Annotated in this window: 9 protein-coding genes; 3 read left to right on the top strand and 6 right to left on the bottom strand. The window is 71.0% G+C overall.

What is annotated here, in order from left to right; genetic code table 11:
- Nucleotides 1-94 precede the first annotated feature (94 nt).
- The 5 genes from HA039_RS15915 to HA039_RS15895 form a co-directional block, all read right to left on the bottom strand.
- On the bottom strand, nucleotides 95-547 hold the full coding sequence (locus HA039_RS15915; RefSeq protein ID WP_167029821.1) for a hypothetical protein: 453 nt from the start codon (nucleotides 545-547) through the stop codon (nucleotides 95-97).
- Between the two features lie 44 nt (nucleotides 548-591).
- Nucleotides 592-5,415 carry a putative T7SS-secreted protein gene (locus tag HA039_RS15910; protein WP_167029818.1) on the bottom strand — a complete coding sequence of 1,608 codons (4,824 nt, stop codon included), beginning with the start codon at nucleotides 5,413-5,415 and terminating at the stop codon, nucleotides 592-594.
- Nucleotides 5,416-5,418: 3 nt separating this feature from the next.
- Nucleotides 5,419-6,063, bottom strand: coding sequence for a hypothetical protein (locus HA039_RS15905; RefSeq protein ID WP_167029815.1), 645 nt, complete (start codon nucleotides 6,061-6,063; stop codon nucleotides 5,419-5,421).
- Complete coding sequence (locus HA039_RS15900) at nucleotides 6,063-6,575, bottom strand: hypothetical protein (RefSeq protein WP_167029813.1); 513 nt, start codon at nucleotides 6,573-6,575, stop codon at nucleotides 6,063-6,065. Before HA039_RS15900 ends, HA039_RS15905 begins: the two co-directional genes overlap by 1 nt.
- Before the next feature lie 147 nt (nucleotides 6,576-6,722).
- Entirely contained in the window at nucleotides 6,723-7,181 is a 459-nt protein-coding gene (locus tag HA039_RS15895; RefSeq protein WP_167029810.1) for a hypothetical protein, read from the bottom strand.
- Nucleotides 7,182-7,300: 119 nt separating this feature from the next.
- Between HA039_RS15895 and HA039_RS15890 the strand changes: the two genes are divergently transcribed.
- From HA039_RS15890 to HA039_RS15880, 3 genes are all read left to right on the top strand, one after another.
- On the top strand, nucleotides 7,301-8,269 hold the full coding sequence (locus HA039_RS15890; protein ID WP_167029807.1) for a hypothetical protein: 969 nt from the start codon (nucleotides 7,301-7,303) through the stop codon (nucleotides 8,267-8,269).
- 108 nt (nucleotides 8,270-8,377) lie between these two features.
- Nucleotides 8,378-9,022, top strand: a complete 645-nt coding sequence (locus HA039_RS15885; protein WP_167029804.1) for a hypothetical protein — start codon at nucleotides 8,378-8,380, stop codon at nucleotides 9,020-9,022.
- A complete protein-coding gene (locus HA039_RS15880) occupies nucleotides 9,019-9,654 on the top strand; it encodes a hypothetical protein (RefSeq protein ID WP_167029801.1) in 636 nt (211 codons plus the stop codon). Before HA039_RS15885 ends, HA039_RS15880 begins: the two co-directional genes overlap by 4 nt.
- Before the next feature lie 483 nt (nucleotides 9,655-10,137).
- On the opposite strand, the gene HA039_RS15875 is transcribed toward HA039_RS15880, so the two are convergent.
- Nucleotides 10,138-10,578: a DUF4259 domain-containing protein gene (locus HA039_RS15875; RefSeq protein ID WP_425086351.1), complete on the bottom strand. Its 441-nt coding sequence runs from the start codon at nucleotides 10,576-10,578 to the stop codon at nucleotides 10,138-10,140.
- Between the last annotated feature and the right edge of the window lie 781 nt (nucleotides 10,579-11,359).

The following is an 11,359-nucleotide window of genomic DNA, read 5'->3' as shown; positions in this document are numbered from 1 at the left end:
CCCCTGAGCCACACCTGCCCGATCCATCTCCGGGCCGGTGCCGGATCGGCGAACTCCTGGCGGTGTGAACGCTCCTGAGCGTGGGCGGAGCGCTTCAGGGAAGGGCGCGCGTGACGATCCAGTACTCGTCCTCCTCGGACGTGACCGCACAAAGGTGCCGGCCGTCCGCCGACAGCGCCAGGAACTCCGGCGAACCCGTGGCGCCGGCCACCCGGGACGGCAGTCCCGTTCCGACGGGATCGTGGACGCGGACCCAGCCCACCGCGCTGCCGCCCCGCCCCGGCGGTACGACGAGGAACTCCCCCTCGCCCGACGCCAGGGGCAGTGCGGAGGCCGTGGCCAGCCATCGGCGGTCCAGGTCCGCCGCCGCGTCGGCGCGCGACTCCGGGACCGTCACCGACGGGGTGACCTCCACCCCCGTCACGGCGCGGATGGCGGTCAGGACGTCGGGCGCGGAGGGGGAGGCGTCCCGCCCGAGGACCACCAGACCGCACGCTTCGAGGGTCCGGTGCCAGGCCGGAGGCCCCGTACCCGAGTCCGCTTCCATGTGATTCCTCTCCCGGCCGGCCGGACCACCGGGCCGGCGCTCCGTCATTTCTCCACGTAGAAGAAGTGGTGGTCCCCGCCCGGTTTGTTGATCTTGCCGTATCTTTCCATGTCCTCCGGATACCCGAAAGAGCCGTCCCCGCGTTGCACCCGGCCGTTGTCCCAGCCGAAGTTGACCAGCTCCCGGGAATCGTCGATCTTGGGCTTCCCCGCGTGGAAGTGCTGACCCGCCGGATCGTGCGTGTGCTCCACGATCACCCGGGATCCCTGGTCCGTCTCGAACTGGCGGAAGTTCCCCCAGTGGGTCGCCTCGCTCGAATACGTGTATCCCGGCACGTGTTTCAGGCTCTTGTCGCCGGTCACCGTCCACTCGGCGATCGGTGTCTCGCCGTACGGCACCCCCGCCGCTTCGAACGCGGCTCTCTCGGCGTCGGTCCGGTGGCCGAACGGATTGGAGTGCTCGCCCTTGGGCGGGTACGGCGTGAGCCCGAGGGGATCGGCCCAGGTGAGCGGATTGTGCACGTAGACGGCCGGATTCGGGGCGGGCGCGAGCCCCAGCGGATCAGGTGTCGTGTAGCGGGCCGTCCGCGGGTCGTAGTAGCGGTGGTGGTTGTAGTGGAGACCGGTCTCGGGGTCGTAGTACTGCCCGGGGAAGCGGAGCGGGGTGTACGTGGTGGCGTCCGCGTTCCAGGTGGTGTTGCCCCACAGCGTGGTGCGCGTCCGCCACGCGATGTCGCCGGACTCGCCGACGAGTTCGGTCGGGGTGCCGATCAGGTCGGTGGCGATGGCGAAGAAGCGGCTGTCGATCTCGCGCTGGGTGGTCTCGTCGGTGAGGCGTTCGGTCTGGGCGAGCGGGGTGAGGCCGCGGTGGTCCCAGGTCAGCGTGACGGGATGGGGCAGCCGCTCCGGGTGGCTGGTGGTCTGTTCCGCCAGGACGGTGCCGTCCCAGGTGAACGTGATCCGTTCCGCGACGCCCGTACCGTCGATCCCCGTGCCATCGGCGCCCGTACCGCCGCCCCCCGTACCGTCTGCGGCCATCCGCTCCTTCGAGACGCGGCGGCCCAGCGGGTCGTACCGGTAGCGCCAGCGCGTGCCGTCGGGAGTCGTGACCGCGGTGAGCTGGTCGTCGGCGTTGTAGGAGTAACGCCAGGTGTCCGCCTTCCTCGACAGACGCGTCTTGGTACGCGCCACCAGGCGCCCCGCCCCGTCGTACGTGTAGCTGTTGGCGCCCGCGCGCAGCATCCGGGTGCCGGCGTGGACACGGGCGCCGCTCGCCCCGCCGTCCGAGCGGCCCTCGGGCCAGGTGGCGGAGGTCTGGTTGCCCGCCACGTCGTAGGCGTACGACTCCGTCCAGTCGGCCGCCGTGACCTCCGTGACCCGGCCGGCCGCGTCGAGGTCGAAGCGCTGGAAACCGCGCAGGGTGTCGTCCAGGGAGGTGACGTGACCGTCGGCGCGGTAGGTGTAGACGCGGTCGTTGAGGACCCGGCCGCCGGCCGCGAGGCGCTGCGTGCTGAGGCGGCCCGCCGCGTCGTGGCCGGACGCCAGGGTCAGGGTGTCACCGAAGATCCGCTCGGTCTCCCGGCCGGCCCTGTCGTGGACGAAGGAGACGCGGTGGCCGGCGGCGGTCAGGTGGGTGGGGCGGCCCGCCGCGTCGTACCCGTACGTGGTGACGCGGCCGCTGGGTGTGGTGCGCCGGGCGCGGCGGCCGAGGGCGTCGTAGGCGTAGGTGGTGGTGCGCCCGTCGGCGAGTTCCGTCTTGATCTGGCCGCGGCGGTCGTACTGGTAGATCAGTTCGCTGTCCGGCCCGCTGGCCCGGATCATGCGCCCGCCGCTGTCGTACGCGTACGTGGTCACCTCGCCCGCGACGTCCTTGGCGGTCACGCGGCCGAGCGGATCCCGTTCCAGGGTGATGGCCTCGCCGAGGGCGTTCGTACGGACCGTGATCTGTCCCGCCGGGTCGCGCGAGTAGGTGCGGACGCGGCCGTCGAAGTCCGTCTCGGAGATGAGCCGGCCGGCCGCGTCGTAGGCGTAGGACCAGGTCAGGCCCTGGGGATTGGTGACCTGGGTCAGGCGCAGTTCCGCGTCGTGGGCGAACGCGTAGTGGGCGCCGTCCGGGCCGGTGCGTGCCGCCGGCAGGTCGAAATGGGTGTAGGTGAAGGAGGTGACCTGGCCCAGGGGGTCGGTGTGGCTGGTGCGGTTCCCCTCGCCGTCGTACGTCCATGACTCGGTGCCGCCGTCCGGGCCGGTACGGCGGGCGAGTTGGCCGTCGGCGGTCCACTCCAGGAGCGTCACCGCTCCCAGCGGGTCCGTGACGCGCACGGGGCGGCCGAAGGTGTCGCGGTCGTAGCGGGTGGTGCCGCCCAGCGGATCGGTGACCTCCAGCGGCAGCCCGGCCGGGTCGGACCGCACGGTGGTGACGGCCCCGAGCGCGTCGGTGACCGCGACCAGCCGGCCGTGTGCGTCGTACGCGAAACGTGTGGTGTGTCCGGCGGGGTCGGTCACGGCCACCCGGTTGCCGCGGTCGTCGAACTCCTGCTGCCGGTGTGTGCCGTCCGGGCCGGTGAACTCGGTCAGCCGGCCCAACGTGTCCCGGACGGCGCGTACTTCGCTGCCGTCGGGGCGGGTGATGGTGGTGAGTCTGTTGTTGTTGTCGTAGGTGAGGTGGGTGGTGCGGCCGAGGGGGTCGGTGTGGGTGAGGGGGTTGCCGCGGGTGTCGTAGGTGTGGCGGGTGGTGTGGCCGAGGGGGTCGGTGGTGGCGAGGATGTGGTTGCCGGGACCGACGAGGTGGTGGGTGGTGTGGCCGGCGGCGGTGGTGAGGGTGGTGACGCGGTGTCCGGTGTCGGGGTCCGGATCGGTGTAGGTGAGGGTGAGTTGGACGTGTCCGGCCTCGCCGCCTTCGGCGACGCACCGGTCCTGGTCGTCGTAGGCGTAGTCGTAGCGGCGGTTGTTGGAGTCGATCCAGGCGGTGACGCGGCGGTGGTGGTCGTAGGTGAAGGTGAGGGTGGCGCCGGAGGGCTTGGTGACGGTGGTCAGGTTGCCGTCCGTGTAGCCGTACGCCATCAGGGGGCGCGGCGGCTCCCCGTCCGCTCCGGCCAGGGTGAGGGTAGTGATGCGGCCGTCGGTCACGGTCAGTGCCAGGTGGTGGCCGGCGGAGTGGACGAGGGCCTGGGGGGTGCCGTCGTCGGTGCGGTCGACGGTGATGGTGTGGTGGTTGCGGTCGGTGACCTGGGCGAGCCAGGCGTCGCCGTCCCCGCCGGGTTCGGTACCGGGTGGTGCGGTGAAGTGGCGGATCAGGCGGGTGTCGGGGTCGGTGAGGGTGTAGTCACCGCTCTCGTCGCGGGCCAGGGTGGTGCGGTGGGTGCCGGACTCCGGGTTCGTGGGCAGGCCCGGAACGGGGTGGGGGTAGGTGATGAGGAGGCCGTCGTCGGTGACGTGGACGACCCCAGTGGCGTCGATCTCCAGGCGCTCGTCGGCAGTCGAGGACCAGGAGGGCCCGAAGAAGCGGCCCGCCCGGTAACCGGACTCGACGCGGCGCGTGAAGACCAGGGGCAGGATGCCCGGCAGGACCACGTCCGTCTGCGGGAGGTACATGCGGCCGGAGGCGAGGTCGACGGGGTCGGTGCCGGTGGTGGTGCGTTCCCCGTCGGGCCGGTTGTGGGTGCCCTCGGGGGCGTCGTCGAGGAGCTTGCGCGCCCGGTTGGCGTCCGCGGCGAGATCGGCGGCCTCCTTCGCGACCCGCGCCCCCTTGACGCCCGCGCCCGCACCGCCGGTGGCGGCGGTCATCACGAGGTCGGGTACGAGCCGGCCGAGGCCTTCGGCGGGGTCCTTCATGAAGTCGGTGACCATCTGCTTGCCCGCGCCCCAGGGGTCGTTGGCGACCTGGACGAGCCCGGCGACGGTGTTGTTCAGGCTCAGGGCGTACTCGGCGGGATGCGTGATGTTGTACGGATCGGTCGGGTTGATACTCCGGGCGAAGGTCAGCAGCCCGGCCGTGCCCTTGACGATGCCACCACCGAAGTGGGTCTGCATGACGTTCAGTTCGTTCAGCCCGTCCGTCGCCTGCTGGGCGTACGAGGGCTTCGGCGGCGCCGTGTCACGGGCCGCCCGCACAGCGGCACGCGCCGTCTCAGCCGCCGTGTTGCGCTGGCGCCGCGCCTCGGCCAGCAGCTCCTGCGCCTCCTTCATCCGCGCCGTACCCGGATCGCTGAACTCCCCCGGCTTCGGCGGCAGGGCGGCCGGGTCGCGCTGATCGGCCGGCTTCGCGTTGTACGCGTCAGCCGCCTTGTTGTAGGCGTCGACCTTCCCGTTGTACGCGTCCCGCGCCTCCTGTGAGGCCTTCGTCCCGGCCTTCCACTTGTCGATCGCGCTCTGCGCCTGCCCCTGCGCCCACTCCACGGTCCCGGCGAACGCCTCCAACGCGGCCCCGGCCTTCTCGAACGCGTCCGCGCCCCTGAACCACTTCGGCGGCTCGATCGCCACCGTCGCCCGGAACGCGTCCGCCGCCTGCCCCTTCAGCGACGCCGAATCCAGACCGCCCAGTCCCTTGCCCACGTTGTCGAACGCGTTCTGGAAGTCCTTGAGATGGGAGGCGGTCGCCCGCAACTCCGAGGGCGAACCGTAGATCAGCTTCGTCTTGTCCTCGGTCTGCCCGAGGTCCAGCTCGTCGACCTCGGCGCCCATCCGGTTCGCCACCGACCGGGACTTCTCCCGCACCCAGTCGGCACCCGACTCCCAGCCGGCGTCGTCCAACCGGTCCGCGGTCCAGTTCCCCGCGTCCTCGACCCGGTTGCCCGCCCACTCGACACCGTCCTCGACCGCGTCCTCCACCACATCGGGCGTGATGTCACTGATGAAGTCACCGATACCCACGACTCAGTTGCCCCCGTCGCCCTGTTGTTGCTGCCGGGCCCGCTCCTCCGGAGACGGCCCGAACGTGTCGTCCACCGCACGGTCGAAGTCGCCCTGGTCGACGCCGATCAGGTCGTTGAGGGCGCTCGCCTGCCGGCCGCCCTGCCCCTCGGTCACCAGCGCCCGGCCGGTGTCCTTCCAGGTCTGCCCGGCCTCGTCCGCCGCCTTCTCGAACGACTCCGCGCTGTAGTCCGGGCTCAGGTAGTCGGGGGTGAACACGTCGCCCCAGTCCTGCTTGACGACGTCGTCCTCGGAGGCGTGCGGATTGCCGACGGCGGAGTTCACCGCGATCTTGAACGTGCCCTCGACGTACTGGTCCTCCTCCCAGATCAGCCCCGCCGCCAGCCCCAGCTTCGCCGCGATGGTGTTGGCGTCCTGGACCAGGGCCCGTACGCCCCACTCCCAGCGCTCGCAGAAGTCCTCGAAGTCCACCGAGAGCCCGTGGTGCCCGGCCTCCATGCCGGTCAGCGACAGGTCCGAGAACCCCTTGCCGAGCACCGCCCCCGTGCCCGTACCGACGTCCCGCAGCTCGCTCACCGCGGCCCGCAGGCCGTTGGTGATGCGCTGGACGCTCTCCTTGTCGACCTTCAGGTCCTCGGCGCCGCCCATCACCCACGCTCCCCGTCGCGCGCTTCACCGGCATCCACGGCGACGGCCTCGGGCACGATCCCCACCACCGGCGGGAACAGCATCGCCCCGTCCACGTCACCGATGTTGACCGCCACCCCGGCCGGCTCACCCATCGCCGGGACGATCTCGTCCAGCAGCCGAGCCCCACGCAACGCGGCGAACTCCCAGACCGGCCCGGCCTCCTGGCTGTTCGCGGGGTCCGGCCCACGGGCCGCCTCGCCGTCGCCCTCTCGCCGGTTCGCAGGGTCCGGCCCACGCGCCGCCTCCCGGCCGTCCTCCGCGTCCCGCGCCCGCGCGAACCGCGCCAACGCGGCCTCGTCCGTGAACCCGCAGACCCAGCGCACCCCGCCGAACCGCGCCGTCCACAACCCGCCCCGGTCGTACGGCACCAGCACCAGCGCGCGCCTCAACTCCCCGACCAGCGCGCGGGGATCACCCACCCCGGCCCGCCGCTCGGCGATCCGCTCCTCGAGCGCCGTCCCGTCCCCCACCGGAATCCCCCTTCGCGAAGCCGCCAGAAGCCGTCATAAGCACCGTAGGACATCACGCGTCTCCCGCACCCGCCGGTTCCGCGAGTTCTTCCTACCCCCGGCCCCTGGCCCCCCGGCCCCCCGCCCCCCTCCCCACACCCGGACGCATCAGGAGTGATCGTCACCGCCGGTCTGCCGGATCCTGGACCGCCCCCGCCCCCGAGCGCGCTGGGTGAAGCTGTCGACGGGCGCGCTTCCAGGGCCGGGAGGCGTACCGGTCGGCGTACTCGGGGGCGTACCAACGGCCGTATCAGAACCGGACACCGAAGGCCGCCGGCGCCCGACGGTCTGTTCGATGACGGCGTCGTCCCGACCGTCGGCGTCCTGCGTCACGTGCCGTCCGGGCGCGGCCGGCACCGGGGGAGCCGCCGCCCGGGAGTTCCACCACGTCAGCGCGTACAGCACCGCCGCGGCGACCACGGCTCCGCACGCCGTACCGACCGCCCACAGGTCCCCGTCGTCCTTCGGCAACCATCCCCAGGGCGCGGCCCGCACCGTCGCCAGCACCAGGGCGAACGCCACCACCGACAAGACGGCCGCCACCGTCCACCGCGCGGGACCCGACATCGCGTACCTCTTCCCGGGCCCGCCCCAGGCAGGCGGGATATGCCCAACATGGCACAGGCGGTGGGTTCTTGTGCCGGTTCGGCTGCACTTGATCAAGGGCTGGGTCCACACTGTGGCGCATGAGCCCACGCGCCCCTGACGACGGGCCCGAACCCGGCGAACACACCTACCTGCGGGCCCGGGTGAAAGGGCGGGGGCACGCCTACCAGGTCGTGAACGGCACACAGAACATCGCCCACCATCACCACTACGACGGTCTCCAGGCGCCGCTCGCCCTGCCTGACCTACGCCTTTGGATAGACCGCATGGCGGCCGATTACCGTACCCTTGCCACGGTCGGTAAGGGACCCGTCGGACGACGCAGGGCATCGAGCCGTACGGGAGAACTCGACGCGCTCCAAGAGGACTTGGCGGCCACGATCGAAGCGCGCAAGGCCGGCGACCAGGTGCGCCGCCTGCTGGCCGCCGGAGCCGCCCAGTACCTGTACAAGAGCACGCGGTTGCCGGACGGCACGCTCCCCGAGTCGATGATGATCGACCTCGCGGTCTTCGCGCTGTGGCCCCTCGTCCAGATCCCCGTACCGCCCGCGGGGTGGCAGGACGAACTCGCCCGCCTGACCTCTCCCCGCCTGGCCCAACTCGTGGCGCAGGCACGCCGAGCCGGCGAACGGGGACGCCCCGTGCCCCCGGACCTGTTCGGCCGCGCCCTGGCGGAGAGACCGTTCACCCACGGCATCCTGGCCCTGCTGGAGGACCTGGGAGACCCGCGAGGCGGCGGCGCGTGCCTGACCCCCCTGGCACTGGCCCAGGGGTTCTCCGCGCCCCCTCGCAAGGCCGAGCCCAAGGCGATGCTGGTCTGGCTGTTCGGCGCCGCGGCTCTGGGAGGTGTGGGTACGAGCGCCGCGAGCGAACTGGCCGAGCAGGTGTGGACATGGATCCACCGCCAGGAGCACGGAACGCCGGACACACCCTCCGTAGGAGGAACAGACGCCGACGACGACGGCCGCCCCGGCAGCCACCACGGGACACGGCCCGGGTACGGACACGACCCCGACGACCAAGGATTCCTGGACGACCTTTTCAACTGACTCCGAGCACCAGATGACCCGAGCCCCCGAGGCCCCGAGGCCCCCGAGCCCCAGATCACCCCATCACCCCATCACCCGATCACCCCAGAAACGGTGAGCCAATTGGACATGATCAAGCACTTTCTGGCCGCCGCCCTGATCACCGCGGCCCTCTGGGCGGGTTCGACAGCGGTCCTGCTGCTGATCGGCTTCGGACACGTGAGAACCGTCCGCGCGCTCATGGCCGTCCGACGCGGCCTTCCCCGCCTCCCGGCCGGGGCGGTGTTCCACTCGCGAGCCGGAGAGGTCGTGATGACCTGGTACAACGGCGCGCGCGACGCGGACGAGAGCCTCCTTCTCGTACGGTTCTCCCCACCCACGCTCCTGAGATGGAGGTCAGGACGCGGCAAGTCCAAAGCAGCCGTCGCCCGCCGGGTGAACGCCGAACTGGCGTGGCGTACCGCACTCGTCCCCCTGGTCACGCTGCCGGTCTTCGCCACCACCATCTGGCTTGCCTTCACGGACAGTTGGCTCTGGATCTACGCGACGCTCTACCTGGTGGCCCACTACGCCCTGAGGGCGGTGAGCAACCGCATCTTCTTCTTCAAGTTCGGATTCCTCAGCGGCGTCACCGCCTATTTGTTCCTGGACCGGGCAGAGCTGTGGCACCCTTCCCCCACGGTCGCCGCGTCCCTCTTCTTCGCGATGAGCGTCTCCGCCATGGCACTGGTAGCGGTGGCCGAGCGATCAGAATCAAGAACAGCCGACCGTTGAGCGACCACGCCGGGCTGAGGCAGGCGATCGGACAGGCGATGGCCCCCTTCTGGTACGACCGTGAGGACCGCCCCCGCCCCGACTGGGTGGGGGAGTGGAGCTACTGGTTCGTCTCCGCGGGTAACCACCTCTTCGACGTACTCCCCGGCCACGAGGACGACCCCCGCCTCGTACGGTACGACGACTGGACCGACTCCCCCGAGAACCTGCCACCCTCCCACTGCCACGGCGGCCCACGCGCCCTCCTCGACCTGGACACCCCCCGCACCGCCGAGTCCCGCAGAGCAGCCGACACCTGGACGGCCTACCACGCCCTCGCCGAGCGGTTCAGAACCCAGGATCCCAGAGAACTGACCGCGACCGCCTCCCACGAACAACCCCTCATCCAGACAATCGAGTCCGACCCCACCCTGGAGGAGAGGTTCACCTCCAACCCGGCCCTGCACTTCAACGAGGACCAGGAAACCTACGCGGCCCGCCACGCAGCCGCCGTACTACTCACCCCCACCCTCCTCACCCTGGACGGCCGCTGGCTGGAGGACGGCGGCCCGGACCACGCCCGAATGTTCAACACGTACCTGGACGCCCTACCAGGCGAAACAATGGTCGTACGAGTGCTCTACCACTCATAAGCAACCCAACAACCAAACCCCCCCCCGCCACCACGCGCCGAGAAGCACCCCCACACCCTGCACCGCACCACCGCAGCCAAACAGAGACCCCTCCCGCAACGGGCCAAGCCCCCATCAATCACCCAACGCGGCACCCCGGGCGCCGTAGCTACCCCCCTGCCTGCTCCCGCGCCCGCAGGGATGGGCCGACGGTCGCATCAAGCGTTCGCGGCGAGACTCCACGAAGCCGCCGCCATTGACCGGAGCCCGGTCGAACCCGCCCGAGGGCCGCGGCAGCACTGCCACCCCACCGCCGTTGTCGGCCCGGCGCCAGCTACAGGATCAAGCAACGCAGTTGCCTGGCGCCCTTGACCACCGCAGCTGGCCGGGCACGGATAGCGCGTGGCGCGGGGGAGCGCCATGAACGTCCACCGAGCTTGCCCGCCCGCCACCCCGACGACCAGGCACCCGGACAGCCGGAAGGTCCCCGCAACCCCACGCGATTCAGAGGGAAGCACCCCCCTCCGCCGCCTCCGCCAGCCGCTCGAACGTCTCGCGCAGCACCACCCGGCGTTCGTCCTTGTACGCCGCATCCGGCCCCAAGTCGTCGATCGTCCGCTCCCACACCCCCAGAAACACCTCCCGCCAGTCCCTGATCACCTCCGGCGAGGGCAGCGTCACCCCGACCCATCCCTGGCGCACCAGAAGGAGCAGCAGCTCCAGGTTGCAGGGAACGGACGTCCCCCAGTACTCGTCCGGTTCGAGCTCCACCGGATCACCCGCCATGGCCTCCGTCACCTCGGACACCAACCTGTCGGCCAGCGCCCCAAGATGATCCGCCGCGGTGTCGCTGTCGAAGTTGCCCGCGCCCCACGTACCCACTACCCCGCCCCCACACCCCGCGTCGCCGTTGCCGTACGTACTCCCCATCACAGCAGACAGCACCGACAGCCAGAGATCCTGCCGGGACGGATCACTTCCGCCCAAGGTCAGCACGCAACCGGACGCAGCCCGCAATGGACAAAACCACTTGGCCCCAGCCCGCCGGTTCGCGATGATCCGTCTGCCCGGCGGGGCAGGGAGAAGGAACGATGGTCGACGTGTTCGCGTGTGCGGGGTGCGACACCGTGCTGACCGCTCCCGTCTCCCAGGTCGCGCTACCCGTCCACGCCCACCACAGCTACGGACACGAGACGCTCTCCGCCCTCATGGAACCCGGGACGTACGTAGTCGACCCAGCCCCCTCCGGACCCCCGCCGACGTTCGGCGCGGTGCCGCTCACCCCCTCGGCGCCTCCACCGATCGCACAACCGAAGTGGCCGACGCCGCCTTCGCCCTGCTGGACGAGGACAACCAGCTTCTGCGCCTAGAGATCGTCCACGCCCTCGCCCGCCACGACGATCCCCGCACCGACCACGCCTTGGAACGCGTCAGCGAACTCCTCTCGGACTTCGGCTCGTTCCACGGGAGGACCCCCGACAAGCCCCGCCGCGATCCAACCTCCCCCGATGAGGCGCCCAGTAACTGTTTTCGGGGCCCGAGAGCCACCCAGAACGGTGTCCCACACGCCCTCGGCGGCCCCATTGACACACTCAGGCCGAGGTACGCGGCATCTGGGGCGGCCCAAGCCCGGAAACGTACTCACCCGCCCGTCCACGGCTCCGCCAAAACACCTCTGACCTGCTGCTTCCGCAGATTCACCCTAAGCTGGTGAGGGTTTGCCGGA

The organism is Streptomyces liangshanensis (genome assembly GCF_011694815.1).
Lineage (GTDB): Bacteria > Actinomycetota > Actinomycetes > Streptomycetales > Streptomycetaceae > Streptomyces > Streptomyces liangshanensis.
Note: the sequence above shows the minus strand (reverse complement) of the source record. Positions and strands in the feature narration are given on the sequence as shown.

What these genes read in the sequence shown, in the direction of transcription:
- HA039_RS15915 (WP_167029821.1), bottom strand. Translation starts at nt 547, where the DNA reads ATGGAAGCGGACTCGGGTACGGGGCCTCCGGCCTGGCACCGGACCCTC.
- HA039_RS15890 (WP_167029807.1), top strand. Translation starts at nt 7,301, where the DNA reads ATGAGCCCACGCGCCCCTGACGACGGGCCCGAACCCGGCGAACACACC.
- HA039_RS15895 (WP_167029810.1), bottom strand. Translation starts at nt 7,181, where the DNA reads ATGTCGGGTCCCGCGCGGTGGACGGTGGCGGCCGTCTTGTCGGTGGTG.
- HA039_RS15885 (WP_167029804.1), top strand. Translation starts at nt 8,378, where the DNA reads ATGATCAAGCACTTTCTGGCCGCCGCCCTGATCACCGCGGCCCTCTGG.
- HA039_RS15905 (WP_167029815.1), bottom strand. Translation starts at nt 6,063, where the DNA reads ATGGGCGGCGCCGAGGACCTGAAGGTCGACAAGGAGAGCGTCCAGCGC.